The sequence below is a fragment of the Streptomyces sp. NPDC046379 genome (genome assembly GCF_055587785.1).
This window is the reverse complement of the sequence record NZ_JBVJFP010000008.1, coordinates 131,146-152,167: the sequence shown is the minus strand read 5'-3', so window position 1 is coordinate 152,167 and position 21,022 is coordinate 131,146. Positions and strand designations below refer to the sequence as shown.

General features: G+C 72.6%; 16 protein-coding genes and 1 pseudogene. 6 read left to right on the top strand and 11 right to left on the bottom strand.

All coding sequences use genetic code 11. The annotated features are described in order from the left end of the window. Positions 1-154 precede the first annotated feature (154 nt). Entirely contained in the window at positions 155-934 is a 780-nt protein-coding gene (locus tag ACZ6KF_RS16420; protein WP_356628599.1) for an SDR family NAD(P)-dependent oxidoreductase, read from the top strand. Between the two features lie 31 nt (positions 935-965). Here the strand turns inward: ACZ6KF_RS16420 and ACZ6KF_RS16415 are convergent, their stop codons facing one another. Beyond that, the gene (locus tag ACZ6KF_RS16415) at positions 966-1,136 is read right to left on the bottom strand and encodes a hypothetical protein (protein ID WP_356628597.1); all 171 of its coding nucleotides are present in this window, start codon (positions 1,134-1,136) and stop codon (positions 966-968) included. A 302-nt stretch (positions 1,137-1,438) separates the two neighbouring features. Here ACZ6KF_RS16415 and ACZ6KF_RS16410 point away from each other — a divergent pair, with 302 nt between their 5' ends. Beyond that, complete coding sequence (locus tag ACZ6KF_RS16410) at positions 1,439-2,089, top strand: DoxX family protein (RefSeq protein WP_469176935.1); 651 nt, start codon at positions 1,439-1,441, stop codon at positions 2,087-2,089. Here the strand turns inward: ACZ6KF_RS16410 and ACZ6KF_RS16405 are convergent. Then, entirely contained in the window at positions 2,030-5,494 is a 3,465-nt protein-coding gene (locus ACZ6KF_RS16405) for a phosphodiester glycosidase family protein (RefSeq protein ID WP_469176933.1), read from the bottom strand. The genes ACZ6KF_RS16410 and ACZ6KF_RS16405 overlap by 60 nt on opposite strands. 233 nt (positions 5,495-5,727) lie before the next feature. Then, positions 5,728-6,228 (bottom strand): MarR family winged helix-turn-helix transcriptional regulator, encoded by a 501-nt coding sequence (locus ACZ6KF_RS16400; RefSeq protein WP_356628591.1) that lies wholly within the window; start codon positions 6,226-6,228, stop codon positions 5,728-5,730. A gap of 90 nt (positions 6,229-6,318) precedes the next feature. On the opposite strand from ACZ6KF_RS16400, the gene ACZ6KF_RS16395 reads away from it, so the two are divergent. Next, entirely contained in the window at positions 6,319-8,421 is a 2,103-nt protein-coding gene (locus ACZ6KF_RS16395; RefSeq protein ID WP_469238967.1) for an MMPL family transporter, read from the top strand. On the opposite strand, the gene ACZ6KF_RS16390 is transcribed toward ACZ6KF_RS16395, so the two are convergent. The 6 genes and pseudogenes from ACZ6KF_RS16390 to ACZ6KF_RS16365 all read right to left on the bottom strand — a co-directional run bounded on the left by ACZ6KF_RS16390 (position 8,415) and on the right by ACZ6KF_RS16365 (position 14,831). Further along, positions 8,415-9,104, bottom strand: coding sequence for a S1 family peptidase (locus tag ACZ6KF_RS16390; RefSeq protein WP_469176929.1), 690 nt, complete (start codon positions 9,102-9,104; stop codon positions 8,415-8,417). The genes ACZ6KF_RS16395 and ACZ6KF_RS16390 overlap by 7 nt on opposite strands. Before the next feature lie 297 nt (positions 9,105-9,401). Further along, a complete protein-coding gene (locus ACZ6KF_RS16385; RefSeq protein WP_356628585.1) occupies positions 9,402-10,292 on the bottom strand; it encodes an STM4011 family radical SAM protein in 891 nt (296 codons plus the stop codon). A 10-nt stretch (positions 10,293-10,302) separates the two neighbouring features. After that, positions 10,303-11,646 carry an STM4012 family radical SAM protein gene (locus ACZ6KF_RS16380; RefSeq protein ID WP_469238960.1) on the bottom strand — a complete coding sequence of 448 codons (1,344 nt, stop codon included), beginning with the start codon at positions 11,644-11,646 and terminating at the stop codon, positions 10,303-10,305. Beyond that, positions 11,643-12,464, bottom strand: coding sequence for an STM4013/SEN3800 family hydrolase (locus ACZ6KF_RS16375; protein ID WP_356628581.1), 822 nt, complete (start codon positions 12,462-12,464; stop codon positions 11,643-11,645). The genes ACZ6KF_RS16380 and ACZ6KF_RS16375 overlap by 4 nt, the downstream gene beginning before the upstream one ends. Before the next feature lie 304 nt (positions 12,465-12,768). Continuing rightward, positions 12,769-13,875 (bottom strand): annotated as a pseudogene (locus tag ACZ6KF_RS16370) (STM4014 family protein); the annotation flags it as partial. Continuing rightward, positions 13,872-14,831: an STM4015 family protein gene (locus ACZ6KF_RS16365; protein WP_356628577.1), complete on the bottom strand. Its 960-nt coding sequence runs from the start codon at positions 14,829-14,831 to the stop codon at positions 13,872-13,874. The pseudogene ACZ6KF_RS16370 and the gene ACZ6KF_RS16365, both read right to left, overlap by 4 nt. Before the next feature lie 941 nt (positions 14,832-15,772). On the opposite strand from ACZ6KF_RS16365, the gene ACZ6KF_RS16360 reads away from it, so the two are divergent. Then, on the top strand, positions 15,773-17,326 hold the full coding sequence (locus ACZ6KF_RS16360; protein ID WP_356628575.1) for a pectate lyase family protein: 1,554 nt from the start codon (positions 15,773-15,775) through the stop codon (positions 17,324-17,326). Between the two features lie 24 nt (positions 17,327-17,350). On the opposite strand, the gene ACZ6KF_RS16355 is transcribed toward ACZ6KF_RS16360, so the two are convergent. Both ACZ6KF_RS16355 and ACZ6KF_RS16350 read right to left on the bottom strand, forming a co-directional pair. Then, positions 17,351-18,289: a hypothetical protein gene (locus ACZ6KF_RS16355; RefSeq protein ID WP_469238833.1), complete on the bottom strand. Its 939-nt coding sequence runs from the start codon at positions 18,287-18,289 to the stop codon at positions 17,351-17,353. 114 nt (positions 18,290-18,403) lie between these two features. Beyond that, positions 18,404-18,607 carry a cold-shock protein gene (locus ACZ6KF_RS16350; protein WP_059190954.1) on the bottom strand — a complete coding sequence of 68 codons (204 nt, stop codon included), beginning with the start codon at positions 18,605-18,607 and terminating at the stop codon, positions 18,404-18,406. 530 nt (positions 18,608-19,137) lie between these two features. Here ACZ6KF_RS16350 and ACZ6KF_RS16345 point away from each other — a divergent pair. Further along, positions 19,138-20,127, top strand: coding sequence for an ABC transporter permease (locus tag ACZ6KF_RS16345; RefSeq protein WP_356628571.1), 990 nt, complete (start codon positions 19,138-19,140; stop codon positions 20,125-20,127). After that, entirely contained in the window at positions 20,121-21,002 is an 882-nt protein-coding gene (locus ACZ6KF_RS16340; protein ID WP_469159258.1) for a carbohydrate ABC transporter permease, read from the top strand. Before ACZ6KF_RS16345 ends, ACZ6KF_RS16340 begins: the two co-directional genes overlap by 7 nt. Positions 21,003-21,022 lie beyond the last annotated feature (20 nt).

Here is a 21,022-nt window from a genome sequence, read left to right as displayed (position 1 = left end):
GACGCGGGCCGGTCGCGGCGGGCGCTCCCTGAGCGTCGCGACGTCCGGCTCCGAATCCTCCCCGTCCCGCCTCGAACCGCCCTCTTCCGGGACCCCGGACCGCCCCTTCCGGCCCCGACCGACGGGCTGCCGGGGCGGGGGTTACGCTGCGGGTATGACCTCACAGCCCTACCTCTCCCGGCTGTTCTCGCTGGACGGCTTGGTCGCCGTGGTGACCGGCGGGAGCTCCGGCATCGGCCGGGCGATCGCCGGGGCGCTGGCGCGCGCCGGGGCGAGCGTGGTGGTCGTGGCCCGCACGGAGGCACGGCTGGCCGCCACCGTCGCCGAGCTGACGGCCGACGGCTGCCGGGCGGCCCGGGTCCGCGCCGACCTCGGCAGCCGCGACGGCGTGCGCTCGGCGGCGCAGGAGGCGGCCGGGGCCTTCGGCGAGCCGGACATCCTGGTCAACTGCGCGGGGATCAACCTGCGTCCGCCGATGGGCGAGCTGGGCGAGGACGTCTGGGACGCCACCATGGCGGTGAACCTGGAGGCGCCGTTCCTGCTGGGGCAGCGCTTCGGGCCCGGCATGGCCGAGCGGGGCTTCGGCCGGATCATCCACGTCACGTCCCAGCAGGCGCACCGGGCCTTCGTGGACAGCGGGGCGTACGGCGTCTCCAAGGGCGGGCTCGAGTCGCTGGCCCGATCGCAGGCGGAGGCCTGGTCGCCGTACGGCGTCACCTGCAACACCCTCGTGCCCGGCATCGTCATGACGCCGCTGAACGCCCGGCTGTCCGCCGACCCCGGGAAGGCGGCGGAGCTGGCCGGGCGCACGATGGTCGGACGCAACGGGCTGCCCGAGGACTTCGCGGGTGCGGCGGTGTTCCTCGCGAGCCGTTCCTCCGCCTATGTCACCGGGCAGTCGATCTGCGTGGACGGCGGGTTCTCCGTCCACTGAGCCGCGCCCACCCCGGCGGCGACATGGGCGGTCACCTTCTGGCGCCGCGCCATCCGGCCCCCACCCCCGCCAGCTGGAGGGCCAGCGCCAGTAGGCCGAGAAGCATCAGGTTCGTGGAGGAGAACACGTCGTTGGTGCTCAGTTCCGCGGCGTTGATCAGAAACGCGATGAAGAACAGCACCGCTGCGATGATCGCCATCATGTCGGTCTCCTGACGTCGGTTCGGTTCACTTCGGTTCGGTTCCGTTCGGGTTCGGTGACTCCCGTATGCCCCGGAACCGCTGCGGCAGGCGCGGGGGCGGCACCGGCCGAAAAGTCCGTGCAGCGTGTCTTGTCAGCTCCGCGCACCTGACCGTACGCTCCGCTGAGCAGCCATGGGAGCGCTCCCATGACCTCCGCCGACTCACCCCCCTCATCGGAGGCACTCATGAGTTCCTGCCGGTTACGTTCAGCCACCCCCGAACCGTCCGGGCGGCGCGCGGCTCCTCCTTCGAGGCGGCCCGCATGAGCCGGAGGCGGAGCGCGGTCGAGACGCGCGAACCATCGAGCTCTGCCGCCACGAGCGGTCTGCGCACCCTCCCCGCCCGCTACCGGCAGCACAGCTTCACCGTGCTGCGGGTGTCCGTGGGGCTGCTGTTCGTGTGGTTCGGGGCGCTGAAGTTCCTGCCGGACGTCAGCCATGCCGAGGACATGGCCACCCGCGTGGTGCACGAGCTGACCTCCGGGGCCGTGCCGGCCGACGTGTCCCGGCCGCTCGTCGCCCTGATGGAGATTCTGATCGGGGCCGGGCTGGTCACCGGGCTGCTGCCGCGCCTGACGCTGCTGGTGTTCTTCGCGCACATGGCCGGGACGTTCACCGCGCTGGTCGTCCTGCGTTCGGAGGTGTGGGACGGGAACGTCGCGGTGCCCACCATGGCCGGACAGTACGTGATCAAGAACGTCGTGCTGGTGGCGGCGGGCCTCGCCATCGCCGCGCACCTCCCACAGGCCGGTGCCGGGCCCAGCAGGACGGCCGGTGACGGGGAAACCGGCACCGGGCCCGACGCCCCCGTGAGGGCGCCGAACCCGGTGGTCGAAGCAGCCCCGGACCCGACGTCAGTCCCGGTGCACGGTGATCCGCCGCTCGGCGCCGACGCCGTTCACGGTCACCCGTAGCACCGCCGTGCCGGCACGGCGTGCGACGAGCGTTCCCGAGACGGGGTCGTAGGAGACGACCGGCGCTCCGCCGTCGTGGCCGCGCTCCCCGTCCCCGGCCACGTCGACGCGGGTTCCGCTCCAGTCGGCGGAAACCGGCCAGGCCACCGGGACGCTCCGGGCGCCGTCCTGGGTGAGCGTGGCCGCCGCCTCGGCCCGCTCTCCGACGGTGAGCGTCTGCGGAGCGTTGAGCGTCACCGTGTCGGTACGGGCGTGCACCTCGGCCCGCAGCCACCTCTCGGAGTCGTCGGACGGGACGTCGTACAGGTCGTGGATCCGTCCCCGGCCCGGATCGATGCCGAGCATGGTCCAGCCGGTGAAGCCGCCGCCGTCGGGCGTGCCGGCCGGGTTCTTGCCCGAGTTGCCGTTGACCAGGTACGGCACGCCGTCGACGGAGGAGGCGGCGAAGACGCCCGCGTGGGCGCCGACGAACGCGGCGGACTTGTGGCTCTCGGCGCGGAAGCCGGCGAGCCACTGCCGTACCAGGGCCGCCTCCTTGCGGTCGCCGAGCTGGCTGGCCTTGTTCGGGAGCGGGTCGTCCGTGGGATGGTGCTGGAAGACGACGACGCCGCTGACCGACCTGTCGCCCGCCGCCGCCTCGAGCTGGTCGTGGAGCGTCTGGAGCTGGCCGAAGCCGCCGCCGCGCAGGGTGCCGGTGGAGGAGTCCAGGGTGATGAAGCGGGTGCCCTTCATGTCGAACACGGACGTGGTGGGGCCGAATTCGGCCTCGAAGTTGCGGGTCGAGCCCGGGCCCATGATCTCGTGGTTGCCGGGGACGTAACGCCACGGGACGCTCCCGCCGGTGCGGGCGTCGAACTCGTCGAGCAGCGTGCGGGCGAGGGCGAAGTCCGCCGGGGACCCCTCGTCGACGAGGTCGCCGTTGATGACCAGCAGGTCCGGGCGGGCCTCGGCGATCTCGGCGAGGGTACGGCGGGCCGCCTCGACCAGCGGGCTGTCCGGGGCGCGGGCGACGAACTGGGCGTCGGACATGACGGCCACCCGCAGCGGACGGCCGCCGACGGTTCCGTCGGTGACCACGACCGGGTCGGCGACCCCGGGCGGGTCGGGCAGCTCGACGTCCGGGGCGACCTTGACCCGTAGGTCGCTCACCGTGACGGCGCCGGTGTAGGAGCGGACCGCGCTGGTCTCCAGGAGCCGGATCCGCTGGAAGGTCAGGGGGTGGGCGGTGCCGGCGGGGACCGGGAACTCGACCTTGCGCCAGCCGGTCCAGGTGATCGTGGGGCCGTCGAGGTTGGCGGTCACTCCGGAGCCGGTGCGGTACTGGAGCCGGGGCCAGGCGCCGTTGCCGTCGCCGTGGATCCACAGGGTGACGGCCTGCGGCTGGCCGGGCAGTGGGATCGGCAGCGGCGGGACGGCGTACTGGCCGCGCGTCGCGGTGGAGCGGGTGAAGTCGTACGTCAGCCGCAGACCGGGCGCGCCGTCGTGGCCGGGCGCCGGGGCGACCGATCCGCCGGGGGCGCGGTCGTGCGCGGACGTCCACGACGCGGCGTCGGAGAGGTCGGCGAAGGGCGTCTCGGCCAGGCCGACCGTGACGGCGACGTCGGTGGTCATCCCGCGGACCGTCAGGCGCAGGGTGGCGGAGGCGCCGTCGACCAGGCCTCGCACGGTGAACGTGGCGTCGTCCGCGGGCCGCACCTCGACGATTCCCCGGCCTCCGGTGACCTGGACGTCGGACGCCTCGATCGGGGCGGAGTGGCCGAGGGCGTCGTAACCCGTGACCGTCAGTCGCGCTTCCTTGCCGGCGCCGTCGAGCGCCACCAGGCTGCTGCTCGGGGCGATCCGCACGGCGGGGGCCAGCACCGTCAACTCCTTGTGCCCGTCGGCCCGGTGCCCGGCGGACGCCACCACGCGGGCGGTGCCTGAGCGGCGGCCGGTGACGACCGCGGTGCCGTCCTCGCGCGAGTCGACCGACAGCCGGCCGCCCTCGGCGCGCCAGTGCACCCGGCCGGCGGAGACGGGAGCGTACGTCTCGTCGTGGGCGAGGGCGCGCACGGTGCGGCGCAGTCCGGGCAAGACCCGGTCGGCGCCGTCCGCCGTCAGGGCGGGCAGGACGCGGAAGCCGTGCACGGCGCCCGATCCTGGGGCGGCGAACAGTCCCAGTCCGTTGGCGACCTGCCGTTCCGAGCCGTCGGAGGGGCTGTTGACCAGGCCGGTCGTGTCCTCCCCCGGCAGGCGGGCGGCCATGGTGGTCGAGCCGCCGCCGTCCATGTTCAGGGCGTCCACGGCGCCGAGCCCTTTCATGAAGGCGCCCAGTTCGTTGAGGTCCATGCCGCGGCTGTCGGTCTGCTTGCCGTCGATCGCGACCAGGTACATGGTGCGGCCGTCGGCGGAGAAGCCCGCACCGGTGCGCGAGGTGGCGGTGACGGTGTCGCCCTCGGTGAAGCGCCGTACCACGCCGTCCGCGACCAGCACCTGCCCGCCGCCGACCGCGACCGCCACCTCGCCGAAGTCGGCGCGCGGGCGGTAGGCGACCTCGACGGCGTCGCCGGGCCGCAGTCCGGCGAGCGCGTCGGCGCCCGCTTCCCGCCCGAGCAGCACGGAGTCGCCCGCGGGGACCGGGTCGCCGCCGACGGAGGTGCGTACGTCGGTGACCCTGCCGTCCCGCAGCCGGACCTCGGCGACCCGGCCGGCGCCGCTGACGGGCTTGGTGCGGGGCGAGGGACCCCACTGGTCGGTGAACAGGCCGATGCCGCCGGCCTTCAGGACCGGGGAGTTGACGCCCGCCAGTTCGAGGGTCCGCGTCCCGCCGACCGTGACCCGGCCCTCCAGGAGGACCTGGGCGAGCCGGCCGATGCCGTCGGCCCCGATGGCGACCGCCTGACCGCGGCCCGGGATGGGCGAGTTGACCAGACCGTCCTTCCGGGACACCGCGGCGCCGATGGGGGCCTCGGTGTCGTTCATGTCGAAGTAGTCGCCGTTGATCGCGGCGACGGCTCCGGTGCGCCGGGCCTGTTCGGTCACCCGTGACTTGCCCGTGACGGTGCCGGAGGAGATGTGGTCGACGCTCAGCCGGTCGTCGGCGAGGTCCGCGACGAGCACCTGTCCGCGGACCCATCCGCTCGCCCCGAACCGGTCGAAGCGGGTCAGGGTCAGGCCGGGTGCGACCGGGGTGCGGTCCTCCCGGGTGACGATGGACTCCCCGGGAGTGCTCGGGATCAGGCGGGGCGCTGCGCCCGCGCCCGGCGCGCCGTGCGGGGCCGCCACGACGTCGTCGGGGGCCGACGCCTGAGCGGTCGTCACCGTCGCGGCGCCGATGCCGAGTGCCATGGCCAGGGCGAGGACGACGCGGGTGCGCCGTCTCGCGGTCCGCGTGCGCGGGGCGGCGGGATCAGGAGGGAACGACACTGGCTGACTTCTTTCGCTCTCGTTCCGGCGGGCAGGGGTCAGCGTTCAGTTGACGCTCCGTGGGTGTTGAGGCGCCGTGAGGTGTGTGACCGTCAGCAATGCGCCGGGTGAACACTGCGGCCCGCTCCGCCGGGCTCGTGGCTCCCCCGCCGACGCAGCCATTGTCGCGGTGCGGGGCCCGGCGGCAAAGGCGATACACGGACAGCCGGGGCGTTCGAAAGCGTTCGGGTCGTTCAGTCGGCGGAAGCCGGGCGCAGGGCGTCGAGTTCGCGGTTCAGCTCGGCGAGGAACCGCACGACGACGGCCAGTTCCTCCTGGGTGAAACGGCTGCGCGCCGCGTCGGTGCCGCGGGCCAGTGGCCGGAAGTAGTCCCGGCCGACGGCTCTGGCCGCCTGTGCGTAGTGAAGGTGCACCACGCGGCGGTCGTCGGCCGCGCGGACGCGCCGGATGTGACCGGCCTTCTCCAGCCGGTCGACGCACGCGGTCACCGCGCCGGACGTGAGGTGGAGCCGGCGCCGCAGCCGGCCGGGCGTCATGGGCCCGTCGTCGGGGTCGGCGTCGAGGATCGCGATGAGGGCCTGCACGTCGGTCAGGTGCAGGCCCTGCGCCTGGGCGAAGTCCTGGGCGATGCGGTTGAACTCGGCGTTCATGCGACGCAGCAGAACCGCGAAGGACTGCAACCCCGTCGGGTCGTCCGCCGGAAGTGATGGCGAGGGCATGCCGGAACCGCTCATGTCTTGAGTATAAGGTTTCTCAATGATTGACATACTTTACTGTCGAGGCATGATCACGCCGCGGTCACTCCGTCCACTTCCGGGATGCTCATGAACATCACACCCCGCCGGGCCCGCCGGCTCGTGCCCCTGCTCCTGCTGCTCGTCTGGCTGGGCATCGGGGGAACGCTCGGGCCGTACGCCGGGAAACTGGGCGAGGTGGCCACCAACGACCAGGCCGCCTTCCTCCCGCGCAGCGCCGAATCCACCCGGGTGCTCGACGAACGGGAGGCCTTCGACCAGGCGGAGACGCTGCCCGCCGTCGTCGTCTGGACGGCGGACGGGGAGCGGGTCGCCGGGGCGCAGCGCACGACCGCCACCGACGCCGTCGGTGCGCTCGCCGGCGCCCCCGGCGTCGTCGGCCGTCCGTCCCCCGCCCTGCTCTCCGACGACGGCAGGGCACTGCAGGCCGTCGTCCAACTGGAGCCCGACCTGGGCGAGGAACTGCCCACGGTGCTCGACGGGGTGCGCGAGGCGGCGGAGAGCGTCCCGGACACGACGGTGCAGATCGCCGGACCGGCGGCGAGCCAGGCCGACCTGTCGGACGCCTTCGCGGGCATCGACGGCCTCCTGCTGGGCGTGGCGCTCGGCGCCGTGCTGCTGATCCTGCTGCTCGTCTACCGGAGCGTCCTTCTCCCATTCGTGATCATCCTGGGTTCCGTGTTCGCCCTCGGACTGGCGAGCGCCGTCGTCTACGCGCTCGCGGACCGGGACGTGGTCCGGGTGGACGGCCAGGTGCAGGGCATCCTTTCGATTCTGGTGATCGGCGCGGCCACCGACTACGCGCTGCTGCTGGCCGCCCGCTTCCGCGAGGAGCTCGCCGTCCGCGGGGACCGGACCGCCGCCGCGGCGACGGCGGTGCGCAGGTCGTTCGGCGCGATCACGGCGAGCGCGGCCACCGTGGCGCTCGGCCTGCTGGCCCTGCTGGCGAGCGATCTGACGAACAACCGCGCCCTCGGACCGGTCGGCGCCATCGGCATCGGGTGCGCTGTGCTGTCCACACTGACCTTCCTGCCGGCCGTGCTCGCCCTGCTGGGCCGGACCGCCTACTGGCCGTCCCGGCCCCGTGCGTCGGACGCCTCGGCGAAGGGACACGGGGTGTGGCGCCGGGTCGCCGCCGAGGTGGACGGCCGGCCGCGTTGGACCTGGCTGGTGACCGCCCTCGTGCTGGCCTTCTTCGCGGCGTTCTCGCCCTCCCTGTCCGCCAAGGGCGTGCCACTCGACGAGGTCTTCGTGGGCGAGGCCCCCTCGGTCGCCGCCCAGGAGACGCTCGGTGAGCACTTCCCCGGCGGATCCGGCAACCCCGCCGTCATCATCGCCGACGCGGACCGTGCCGCGCAGGTGACGGCGGCGGCGCGCAACACCGAGGGCGTGGCGACGGCCGACCCGGTCTCCGCCTCCGGACGGCCCGGGGGCGGCGAGCCACTCGTGGTCGACGGCCGCGTGCGCATCGACGCCACCCTCCGGGCGGCGGCGGACAGCGACGCCGCCAAGGAGACCGTCGAGCGGCTGCGCGCCGAGGTGCACGCGGTGCCGGGCGCGGACGCCCTGGTCGGCGGGTACACCGCCCAGCAGTACGACACCCAGCGGACCGCCGCCCGGGACCGCACGGTGATCGTCCCCGTGGTGCTCGGCGTCATCCTGCTGATCCTCGTCCTCCTGCTGCGCTCACTGCTGGTGCCGGTGCTCCTGGTGGCGACCGTCGCGCTCAACTTCCTGGCCACGCTCGGCGTGTCGACGCTGGTCTTCGAGCACCTCCTCGGCTTCGGCGGCGCCGACGCGTCGGTGCCGTTGTACGGCTTCGTGTTCCTGGTGGCCCTCGGCGTCGACTACAACATCTTCCTCATGTCCCGGGTCCGGGAGGAGGCGCTGGAGCACGGCGCCCGACAGGGCGTGCTGCGCGGGCTCACCACGACCGGCGGCGTGATCACCTCGGCCGGCGTCGTGCTCGCCGCGACGTTCGCGGCGCTCATGGTGATCCCGCTGGCCTTCCTGGTGCAGATCGCGTTCATCGTGGCCTTCGGCGTTCTGCTCGACACCCTCGTCGTCCGCTCGCTGCTGGTGCCCGCGCTGATGATCGACATCGGTCCCCGGGCATGGTGGCCCAGCGCCCTGGCCCGCGACGGGCGGGGGGAACGGGACGGCGCTCAGTAGACGGTCAGCCCGTACGCCGACAGGACCTCGACCACCGGCTGGTAGTAGGCGACGCCGCCGGAGGAGCAGTTGCCGCTGCCGCCGACGAGGAGGCCGAGGGCGGTGGTGCCGGAGAAGGCCGGGCCGCCCGTGTCGCCCGGCTCCAGGCAGGCGTTCGAGCGGAAGAGGCCGTACACCGTGCCTCCGCCGTAGGAGACGGTGACGTTGATGGCGGTCACCGTGCCGCAGCGCAGCCCGCCGACCCGGCCGACGTGGCAGACGCTCTGGCCGACGCGCGGAGCGGTGACGCCGGTGATGTCGCGGACCGCGCCGCCGCCCAGGGAGACTTCGCCGGGGCGGGCGACGGAGGGGTTGGTGTAGCGGACGACCCCGTAGTCGTCGGACGGGAAGGACACGGCGTCGGTGACGCCGACCGGGATCGTGCGACCCGGGTCCGCGTACCAGGTCGTGCCGGTCGACAGGCAGTGCCCGGCGAGGAGCGCGTAGGTCGTGGTGGAGCTGCGGGCGTTGAAGCCGACCGTGCACACGCGTCCGTTGTCGCCGTACAGCAGGTCACCGCCCCGGACGACGACCTGCTGGGCGCCGACGGAGCCGGCGGCGTGGGCGGGGGCTGCGCCCAGGAAGCAGGCGGCCAGGAGCGCCAGGACGGTCGACACGGCCGGGGCGAGGGACGGTTGTCTCACGGATCCTCCAGGCGAGGCGGCAAAGTCGTACGGTCGCTCGCCTCATGGTGGAGGATCCCGGGGCGGTGGGACAGACCGGCGCCGGTCGTTCGGCCCGGACTACCGGTTCTGCAGCTGCCGGAGCTGGTGGTATCCGGGCGCCGAGCAGTGGGCCTGCACCACCCTCGCGCCGTGGAGCACGCTGTCGTGCGCGACGTCCGGACAGTGTCCGGAATGCTTCGTGAAGCAGCTTCCTCCCCCGGCCCCCGCGGTACAGCAGGGTCATCTCGCACCGCAGCGCGTTTCAGCTCGCGTTGCTCAGTTCATGACCTCGATCACCGGCCTGGGGATCGGCGTCTTCCCATCGAGGACGGCCGGGACGCGTTCCAGGACGCCGCCCGCGAAGACGTCGTACAGCGGCAGGGTTTCCAGGTGCACGTAGCCGATGTGGCAGTCGCAGGCGGCGAGCGGGCAGCCGCGGGGGCGCAGGGCGGCACGGTAGCTGCCGTCGTAGAGGTTGCCGAGCGGGGCGGGCACGAAGTGGCAGCGGCGGACGGTCCCCTCTCCGTCGACCGAGATCACGGACTCGCCGGTGCGGCAGGGCAGTCCGGCGCTCGCGTGGGGGTGGCGGCTGTAGGGGAACAGCGGGTCCAGGGCGGTCCACCGGTCGGCGTCGGCGTCCGTGTAGACGTGGCCCTCGGCGGCGTTGACCCACAGGTAGACGTGCGGGGGCAGGTCGGCGCGCAGGCGGCGGGCGTGCGGCAGGTGGTCGGGCAGGCCGACGACGCCGACGCTGAAGCGGACGCCGCGCTCGGCGAGGTCCCGGCACTTGGCGAGGAAACGGTCGTAGGGGGTCTGGCCGGGGTGGTACGTGCACCACAGGGCGAGCGTGCCGGGGTCGGCGTCGGCGAGCCAGTCGGTGCGGCAGCTGAGGTTCGTCTGGATGGCGACCCGGCGGATGTGCGGCAGGTGCGACAGGCGGGCCAGCGTGCGCCGGTACCAGGAGCGGACCAGGCCCTCGCCCCAGGGCGTGAACAGGATCGACAGCCGGTCGCCGGTCTGGCCCTCGGCCCAGGCGGCGAACCGTTCCAGGGCCGCGCGGTCGGCGCGCAGCTGGGCGGGGGTGTCGCGCCGCTTGGCGAACGGGCAGTAGGGGCAGTCGTAGTCGCAGGAGGCGAGAGGGCCCCGGTAGAGGAGGGTCAGATCCATGGCCGGGCGGTCACTTCCGCTCGTAGGCGGCCATGGCGGCCCGCACCGCCGGGGAGAACAGCTCGGGGCCGATGGCGTCGGAGTGGGCGAGGCCCTCGGGGGTGAGCCGCAGGGTCGTGGGGTCGGTGTCCGCGAGCCAGCCCCGGTCGGCGAGGCGCGCGAGGTCGGTGGCGAAGTCGTCGGCGGGCGCGGCGCCGAACCGGGCGCGGTAGTCGTCCACGCGCAGGCCCTCGGCCTGGAGCAGGGACTGGAGCAGATGCCGTCGGCGTGTCTCGTCGGCGTTCATGCGGTAGCCGACCTCGGCGTGGGAGAAGTCGGCCGTCGCGACGTAGTCGTCGATGATGCCGCGGATCTGGTGCATGCCGACGGCGTAGTCGAAGGAGTAGTGCAGTCCTGCGGTGTAGGAGCGGGCGCCGCAGCCGAGGCCGATCATGCCGTCGGTCTGGCAGGCGTAGTCGTCGGCGCCCTGGGCGGGGGCGTCGGCACGGCGGAACATACGCATCGACTGCTGGGTGTAGCCGTGGGCGAGCAGATGGTCGCGTCCGGCGCGGTAGAGGCGCAGCCGCTGCTCGTCCCACTGCGGGTCGGGGCCGGGGCGGCGGCGGTCGAGGCCGGTGAGGGGGCGGACGTAGAGGGGGTAGAGGTACAGCTCCTCGGGCCGCCAGTGCAGGGCCGCGTCCAGGGAGTGCCGCCAGGACTCCTCCGTCTGGCCGTCGATGCCGTAGATGAGGTCGATGTTGAGGACCGGCACGCGGGCGTCGCGGATGCGCCCGAGGGCCGCCTCGACGTCGGCGCGGCGCTGGGGGCGTACGGCGGCGCGGGCCTCGGAGTCGACGAAGCTCTGCACGCCCAGGCTGAGCCGGGTGGCGCCGCGCTCGGCGAGCACGGCGAGCCGGTCGGCGGTGGCGGTCGCGGGCGAGGCCTCCACCGACAACGGGACGGCGCGCAGGTCGGCGCCCATGCGGTGCTCGGCGATGTCGCAGAGCCGCTCCAGTTCGGCGGCGGTCAGGAAGGTCGGCGTGCCGCCGCCGAACGCGGCGGTGGCGAAACGGACTGCCTCCCCGTCGCCGAGGGCGGCGCGCACGGCGTCCGCCTGGCGTTCCAGGGCGTCGAGGTAGGCGCCGGTCAGGCCGTCGGGGGCGCCGATACGGGTGAACAGGTTGCAGAACCCGCAGCGCACCTCGCAGAAGGGTATGTGCAGGTAGAGGGAGAGGGCGTGCTTGGGTTCGGCCGCCCATAGGGATGCCAGCTCCGGACGGTCGGGCAGCCTGCGGTAGGCGGTCTTGTGGGGGTAGGCGTAGACGTAGCTCTGGTAGGGGCCGAGGTGGGTGGCGGGCAGGGCGGCGGTGGTCATCGGGCGGCCTCGGTCGGCGTGGGGTCGAGGAAGAAGTGGGCGTAGGGCACCGTCCACACGGACTCGTGGCCCAGGCGGTGGCCGGTGTAGCCGTCGTCGCCGTAGGCGGTGCCGTGGTCGGAGCAGACGATGGCCAGGCAGCGGCGCCGGGAGCTCGCGGCGGCGAACAGCCGCCCGATGTGCCGGTCGACGTATTCAAGGGCGGCGGCGTGGGTCTCCCGGGTGTCGCCGGCCTCGCGGGTCGCGCCGGGAAGGTGGAACCAGTTCGGCTGGTGCAGGGCGGAGACGTTGACGAAGAGGAACAGCCGCTGCTGTGCGGGGAGTCCGGCGACGACGCGCTCGGCGCAGGCGACCTGGTTCTCGAACGACCGGGGTGAGGTGACGCCGAACTCGGGCGTCCAGTGGGACTCCTGGAAGAGTCCGGGCAGCACCGAGCCGAGCGCGCCCTGCTTGTTGAAGAACCCCACTCCCCCGATGCACACGGTGCGGTAGCCGGCCGCGGCCAGGCCGGCGACCAGGTCCGGGCTGTCGTGGACGAACGTCTTCTCGGCGGTGGTCTCGCTGCCGGCGAAGCGCGCGGCGAACAGGCGGGGGTGCGGTCCGGGGCCGGCCGGGGTCGGCAGGAAGCCCGCGAAGATCGCCTGATGGGAGGCGTAGGTGAAGTTGCCCGGGGCGTGCCGCTTCTCCCACCGGCCGCCGGGCAGGTGCCGGGCCAGGTTGGGGAGGCGGCCCGCGGCGGCCAGCTCGGCGGCGACGTCGTAGCGCAGGGTGTCGAGCGTGACGAGGAGCAGGTCGTGACTGCCGACGACCGCGTTCATGTCCGGCTCGGCCGTTGCCGGGGCGGGGGGCGGGAGTTGCTCAGGGCTTGGGGCGGGCGAGGGCATGGCCGGGTCCTGTGGTTCGGGGCTGGTGCGGGTGCGGAGCGTGCGGGTGCGGAGGGTCAGGGGCGTGCGGGGTGGGTGGAGGATGCGGCTGCGGGTGACCCCGGGCGGGTGCGGGGTGCGGGGCGGGTGAGGGCTGCGGGGGGTCGTCCGGGGTGGGCGGGGCGGGCGTGCGGTGGTGCGGGGCGGGCGGCGGGTCCCAGAGGCGGTCCGGGGTGTGCGGGCGGTCCGCCGTGTCGGCCGGACCGGCGTGCAGGCGCAGCGCCGCGGCGACCTGGGCGGCGTAGGTGTCCATGCCCTCGGCGTCGCTGCCGGGCAGGCCGGTGAGGCGGGGCAGCAGGTCCCCGAAGGCGTTGACCTCGCCGACGGCCGCCCGGCGCCAGCCGGTCGCGGGCAGGAGGTCGACGCCCACGCAGAGGGTGCCGGGGAAGCAGGCGGCGGCCCGTTCGCACACGCCGAGCAGGTCGGTCCAGCGGGCGCCCGCGGCCTCGACGGCGTGCCGGGCGGCATCCAGGTCGCCACGGGCGCCCCCGAGGTGCAGGTTCGTCATGGGAGAGCGGCTGGTGCGCACCACCGCGTGGGTGACCCGGCCGGCCACGACGACGACCCGCAGATCCGCGGCGCGCCCCTGCTGGGAGGCCTTCGGCAGCCAGCGCTCCAGATGCAGTCCGTCCGGGGCGAGCGCGTCGACGATGGCCGCGACGTCCTGCTCCCGCTCGTAGCGGCGCACCTTCAGCGAGTTGAACAGACGGCCGTCCCCGGTGAGTTCCACCGAGGACGTCGCCCGGATCCGGCCGGCGCCGCCGCGTTCCACGGCGAGCACGCCGGAGGCCGACGAGCCGTGCGCGGGCTTGACGAACAGCCGGGGCATCCGGTGCTCCCGCATCAGCGCCCGCACGTCGTCCCAGCCGCGGACATGCGCCGACCCCGCGCCCGACGTGGGCGAGGCCGGGACGGGCACCCCGGCCGCGTCGAGGACGGCATGGCAGCGCCGTTTGTCGAACAGCACCGCCAGCTCGTCGGGATCGTCCAGGCGGACGCCGCCGCGCAGTGTGCGCACGGCGGCGAGGAAGCCGGCGTACCAGCGCGCCGAGCCCTCCACCCGGGTCGGGTCCGGGGCACCGCGCAGCAGCCGGTCGACCTCCGCGTCCTCTCCCGGTGAGTCGAGCCGGACCACCTCGTCCGGCCCGAACTCCGCACCCTGGGCGCGCAGGACGTCCCGCCAGGCGACGAGGCGCGGGGCGGGCAGGCCCGCCGCCCGCACCGCGTCGCCGAACAGGGCCACCCGGCGGCTGCCGGGGTTGCCGACGACCGCGAAGCGCGTGCCGGGGACGTGCCGAGGGGTCATTCGCCCACGGAGACGTAGCGCCACACGCTGCCGTCGCCCTCGACGTCCTCGTCGGCGTCCGCGCGGTCGAGGTCGAGTTCGACGCCCGCGGGTTCCAGCGCCTGCCGGAGCCGCTCCTTCACCGGCTCGCTCAGGTAGTTGTGGTGCAGGTCGAGCTTCTTCAGATGGGTGAGCGGCCGGCCGTCCAGCAGCGCGGCGGCGCCCTCGTCGGTCAGAACGCCCATCGACAGGTCCAGCACCTCCAGGCGGTCGACCACCGGCGAGGCGGCGACGGCCGCGGCGACGGCGTCCTGCATCTCGCTGTTGCGCAGCGCCAGATGGCGCAGGCTCGGCAGCCGGGCGCCGGACAGGATCTCCGCCAGGTCGGCGATCTCGCTGTCGCCGCCGTAGTCGGAGGTGCCCAGCCACAGGTCGAGGTGCTCCAGCGCCGGCAGGTCGCTGGCGCCGACCCCGCGCACTACCTGCGCGGGCAGCCCGCCGGTCTCGACGGTCAGCCGGCGCAGGCCCGTGTGACGCAGCGGCGTGAAGGCGAGGTCCGTGCCGCCCCGGACGCCGAACTCCTCGAGTGCGGGGAACCCTTCGAGCAGGGGCGTCACATCGGTCTGGTGGATCCAGGAGATCTCGCACTCCTCCATCTCCATGTCGCCGAGGAACAGCGCCCGCAGCGCGGGGAAGCGCTCGCGCGCGGCCAGCAGGGCCTCGATGACCGGGGACGGGTCGCTGTCGTAGGCCTCCTGCCAGGCGCCGACGATCAGCGCCCGCACCCGCGTGGTGTCGACAGCAGCGCAGAACCGGGCGAACGCCGCCGTCCACTCCTCGTCGGCGTCGTACACGTCACTGGTGACCCGCCAGGCGAACGAGTCGGCCTCGGGCAGGTCGTCCGTGCGCTCATCGGGCCCCGGGAACGTGCAGGCGGGCAGCCGGTACAGCGCGTCGAGGTGGCCGGTGATGGTCATGCGGCTGCTCCTGTGCAGAGTGAGGGCGTGCGTGTGGTGATGACCGCAGTTCTACCAACAGCCACTGACAATCGGGGGCGGAGGGGTCTGCGGTGCGGTGTTCCGGGACCGCCGCCGACAGCCCGACACGCACGCTCGACGACGACCCTGCCCCGGCATCCGGCGGACGGACCCTCCTTGAACGGGGAACGGCACGCATCGGTCCGGGCGACCCACGGGCAACAGGGGCCCATCGCCCGCTCGGCGGTCCCTCCGCCGAGCGAGCGCCTGCCGGCCCTCCTGGGACAGGGCCCACGCACATCGCTCGCTCCAGCCCACCGGGGAGCGACGAGCATGTCGCGCACCAGTCCACTCGACCCCACTGCGCGACCGGCCCCACCCACCGGACAACGCCGGGCCACCGGGTCGCCGCACTGCAGGGTGGGATTGCACACGACGTGGTCCGGATGCCCTGCCGGTGCGCTTGCTCTTCGCCGGCGAAGCAGGGACTCCGGCATCACATCGGCAGCACATCGGAGTCGCATCTCCGCACAACAGGTACCGACCCATGCGGCCCGGTCCGCGCGCAAGTGCGCCGGACGATCCGGAAGTTGATACTCCGAAATTGCGCGGAGCCTTGTCAGCCCGCCGACGCCATCCTATTCTCACCGACGGAAAGCGCTTTCCCGGTTCAGGGGTCGTTCCGGTGGAGGCGCGCTCATCGCGGCGCCTGCCGCGCCCTCGTGCGGAGCCGCTGCAGATCCGGCGCGAGGCCGCCCGGGCTGTCGACGCACCACGGGACGGGGACGCACCCGAGCAGAGCGGTTCCACGCTGCCGCGGCATCGCCGATCCGCTTCCCGTCGAGCGGGCCACTGTCATGCCCACAACACAGCTGGGACGTGGCCGCGCAGCCCACGGCACCACCACACTCGGCAATTCAAGGACGAAGGACGAGGCAACAATGAGACGACCAGTCGCACTGCGACTCTGTGCGGCGCTGGCCACGGGGGCCGTTGCCGCCGCGACCGGTGTGGCCCTGTCGATGCCCACCGCATCGGCGGCGACCGCCGGCGCCACCGGCTTCGCGACCCAGAACGGCGGGACGACCGGCGGCGCCGGCGGCCAGACGGTACGGGCCACCACGGGCACCGCGATCCACACGGCCCTGTGCAACCGCGCCAGCACCAGCACCCCGATCGTCATCCAGGTCGAGGGGACCATCAACCACGGCAACACCAGCCAGGTCTCGGGCCCCGGCTGCAGCACGGCCGCCGACCGCATCGAACTCAAGGGCATCAGCAACGTCACGATCGTCGGTGTCGGCAGCGGCGCCGTCTTCGACCAGCTGGGCATCCACATCCGCGACGCCCGCAACATCATCATCCAGAACGTGACGGTCCGGAACGTCAAGAAGTCGGGCTCTCCCCTGTCCAACGGCGGCGACGCCATCGGCATGGAGGACAACGTCCGCAACATCTGGGTGGACCACACCACGCTGGAGGCGTCGGGCGGTGAGTCGGAGGGCTACGACGGCCTCTTCGACATGAAGAACAACACCCAGTACGTCACCCTGTCGTACAGCATCCTGCGCAACTCCGGGCGCGGCGGACTCGTCGGCTCCAGCGAGAGCGACCTGTCGAACGGGTACGTCACCTTCCACCACAACCTGTACGAGAACATCGACTCGCGCGCGCCCCTGCTGCGCGGCGGGATCGGCCACATGTACAACAACCACTACAAGAGCCTGAACGAGTCCGGCATCAACTCCCGGGCCGGAGCCAGGGCCAAGGTGGACAACAACTACTTCGAGGACTCCAAGGACGTCCTCGGCACCTTCTACACCGACGCCAAGGGCTACTGGCAGGTCGGCGGCAACATCTTCGACAACGTGACCTGGTCCAGCCCCGGCACCGACAACTACCCCGCCGGGCCCAACCCGACGTCGAACACCACGGTCGGCATTCCGTACGCCTTCAGCCTCGACCCGGCCAACTGCGTGCCGAGCGTGGTGAGCCAGACCGCCGGCGCCAACAAGGGCCTGCGGGTGTCCGACGGCAGCTGCACCCCGCAGACGCCGAGCCCCACTCCCACGCCGACCACCCCGACGCCGACGCCGACCACCCCCACCCCGACGCCGACCCAGCCGAGCGGGACCAACCTCAGCATCGGCGCCGGAGCGGACGGCACCAGCAAGGCCGACGGGACCAGCTACGGCAACGTGCGCGACGGCAACATGAGCACCTACTGGTCGCCGGCCGGCTCCACCGGCGCGGTCTCGGTCAAGTGGGGTTCCGCCACCGCGGTGTCCTCGGTGAACATCCGTGAGGCGGCGGGCGCCGTGGGCAACATCGGCTCCTGGCGGCTGCTGAACGGCAGCACCGGGTCCGTCCTGGCCTCCGGCAGCGGCGCGGGCGTCATCACCTTCCCGCGGACCTCGCTGACCAAGGTCACCTTCGAGATCACCGGCTCGTCCGGCACCCCGAGGGTGGCCGAGTTCGAGACCTACGCCGGATAGCACCGGCAGCGGGGAGCGGGGGCGTCAGGCCAGTCTCAGGACGAGCCTGACGCCCTCGTGCTGCACGGCCCGGTCGGAGCCCTCCCGCGCGCGGACGGAGATCACGCCGTCCGGCGACGCCGAGCCCACGAGACCGTAGACGTCCGTGCGCCCGAAGGGATACGCGTGGTCGTCGGTGGGCACGCGGTAGTCGGCGGTGGGGTAGTACGGAAAGCGCGTACCCCACCGGACCGTCACCGACGTGCCCATGTCGAGGAAGGGCTTCTCCGTGGGCGTGTCGGCCGGGGGAACGCCGGTGCGGTGGCGCATGGCCTGCCACACGAAGTACTGCGGGACGGTGAGGGAGCCGACGCGCCGTCCGTGCGGCCGGTGTTCCTCCTCGTCGGCCTTCCGGATGGCCTCCGCCTGCCCGCGCCAGTGCAGTGTGGTCCAGTGCAGTCCCCGCTCCTCCTGCGGCCGGTCCGGCCGCGGGCGGGTGTCGAGGACGAAGCCGACGAGCCAGTCGGCCCGCTGCCCGTCGTCGTGCCGGGCCGCGTACCGGGCGCGCTCCGCCGCGATCGCGGCGGCGCGGCGCGGACGGCCGAGGGCGCCGCGTACGCCGTCCGACAACCGCCCCAGCGTGGGCGGACGGCGCTCCGGCGGTTCCAGCGGGTAGCGGAAGGGTCCGGTGGGCGCCCTGTCGTCGAAGACGGCCCAGGGGACGCCGTCGATCAGCTCCCGGAAACGCCGCCAGCCCCCGAGACGCCGCACGCTGGGCGCGAGGACCAGGTCGTCGTGGTGGCCGGTGCGCGCCCGCACCATGAGCCAGTCCCGCACCGGCGGGGTCAGGAGCGCCTCGACGTCGGCCCGCGTCGGCATGTCGTCCACCGGGAGGCGCATCTCGGCCAGCAGAGGCGCGTACGTCTCGTACTGGAGGTCGAGAACCGGCTCGAATCCGGCCGCTCCCCGTCGTGTCCGCTTCACTCGCTCCCCCTTCGCCGATCGAGCCGGCCGCCCGGCGGGCCTGCCCACGGACCGTCCACGGACCGTGGCCCGCACAGCGATCGCTGTGCGGGCCACGGCCTGATGGGTGCTGCGTCAGGCGGGGGTGATGTTCTCCGCCTGCGGGCCCTTCTGACCCTGGGTGATGTCGAAGGTCACGGCCTGGCCTTCCTGGAGCTCGCGGAAGCCGCTGGCGTTGATGTTGGAGTAGTGCGCGAAGACGTCGGGGCCGCCCCCGTCCTGCGCGATGAAGCCGAAGCCCTTTTCGGAGTTGAACCACTTGACGGTTCCGCTGGCCATGCCAGTACCTCTCGGTCGGTGACGGATCCGCACCGCGCGGACCCGAAGGTGATGGTCCTGGTCCTCGGGCCCTGCACAGCAAAACGCCCGCACCGGAGCGCGGGCGGGTACGGCGAACCAGACATCTGACAGCGACGCTACACGGCGATCGCCCCGGTCACCAGTGGATATCGCCAGACGGCTGAAGTCAGTCCGAAACCAGGCCCGTCGGCCGGGCCGGGGCGCCGCCCCGGCCGTCGCCCGTGACCTTCTCCGACCCTGCTCGGCGCGCACCGAACGGCGAGCACGAGACGCCTCACACCCGCTCCGATTGTTTCGATCCCGACTCGGAAACTTCAGACCTGTCGGCCGATCCCACCACGTCGTGAGCCGACGGCCAAGAGGGCGAGCCAGGTGTCGTCGCCTCAGAAACCCTGCCTGCCACACCCATTGACAGCGCTTACAGCCACCCCTAAGTTGCCGCGAAGTTACGGGAAGAAGCTCGAAAGTTTCGGTCAACTGCGTTCCCCCCGCATGTGAGAGGCCCGAGCATGAGCACCTCCGTCCGGCCGGCTCCCCCGCCCGGCGCCCAGGACCCCCCTCCGGCACGCACCGCCCGCCGCGACCGGCCTTTGGCCAGGACCGGCCTGCGACGGACGCTGCGCCGCGACTGGCAGCTGTATTCGCTGGTCGTGCTGCCGCTGCTGTTCTTCCTGGTCTTCCGCTATCTGCCGATGATCGGCAACGTGATCGCCTTCCGCCGCTTCGAGCCGGGCGGGTCGATCTTCGGCGAGGAATGGGTGGGGCTGCGCTATGTGGAGATGTTCCTCAGCGATCCCACCTTCTGGCAGGTGTTCCGCAACACCCTGTGGCTCGGCGGCCTGACCCTCGTCTTCTGCTTCCCGATCCCGATCGTGCTCGCACTGCTCCTCAACGAGGTGCGCAGACGGTCCCTGAAGCGGTTCGTGCAGTCGGTCTCGTATCTGCCGCACTTCCTGTCGATCGTGATCGTCGCGGGCATCACGCTGCAGATGCTCGCCACCGACGGCCCGGTCAACCATGTGCTCGGCTGGTTCGGGCACGAGCCGATCCGGTTCATCCAGGAGCCGGAGTGGTTCCGCACGATCTACGTCGGCTCGGAGATCTGGCAGACCGCCGGCTGGGGCACCATCCTCTACCTGGCCGCGCTCACCACCATCGACGAGGACCTGTACGAGGCGGCGCGCATCGACGGCGCCAACCGCTGGCAGCAGATCTGGCACGTCACACTGCCCGGCATCCGCCCGACCATGATCACGCTGCTGATCCTCAACATCGGCACGTTCCTCGCGGTCGGCTTCGAGAAGGTGCTGCTCCTGTACAACCCGCTGACCTATCCCACCGCCGACGTGATCTCCACCTACCTGTACCGCACCGGCGTGGAGTCCAACAGCTTCAGTTACGCCGCCGCGATCGGCCTGTTCGAGGCGGTCATCGGCCTGTTCCTGATCATCTCCGCGAACCAGCTGTCGCGCCGCACGGTGGGGACGAGCCTGTGGTGAGCGTCGACCGGCCGACGCGCGGTTACCGTGTCTTCCAGGCGGTCAACGGGGTGATCCTGACCCTCGTCGTGGCCGTGACCCTCTACCCCTTCGTCAACATCATCGCCCGTTCGTTCAGCGGGGAACGCCACATCCGCGCCGGCGAGGTCACGCTGTGGCCCAGGGGGTTCAACCTCACCACGTACGAGATCGTGTTCCGGGACGGCATGTTCTGGCGGAACTACGGCAACACCGTGCTGTACACGGTCGTCTCCACCGCCGTCGCCATGGTCCTGACGACCTGCTACGCCTATGTGCTGTCCAAGAAGCAGCTCAGGGGACGCGGCTTCCTCGTGGGGGCCGCGGTGTTCACCATGTTCTTCACCGGCGGCCTGATCCCCAACTACGTGCTGATCACCAGCCTCGGCCTGAAGAACACCATCTGGGCGCTGGCGCTGCCCAACGCGATCAGCGTGTTCAACCTGCTGGTGATGAAGGCCTTCTTCGAGAGTCTGCCGACCGAGCTGGAGGAGGCCGCGCAGATCGACGGGCTGAACACCTACGGCGTTCTGCTGCGGATCGTGCTGCCGCTGTCGAAGGCGGTCGTGGCGACGATGGTGCTGTTCTACTCGGTGTCCTTCTGGAACTCGTGGTTCGGCGCGTTCCTCTACATGGACAGAACCGAGCTGATGCCGGTCACCGTGTATCTGCGCAACCTCATCGCCGGCGCGACCAGCGGCTCCAACGCGGGCGCCGGGGCCGAGCAGCTCAGCCAGACCGCGGCGAACATCCAGGCGGTCACGATCGTGCTCACGTCGCTGCCCATCCTGTGCGTGTACCCGTTCGTCCAGCGCTACTTCGTCTCCGGCGTGATGCTCGGCGCGGTCAAGGGCTGACCGCGCGCCCCTCTCGTCAA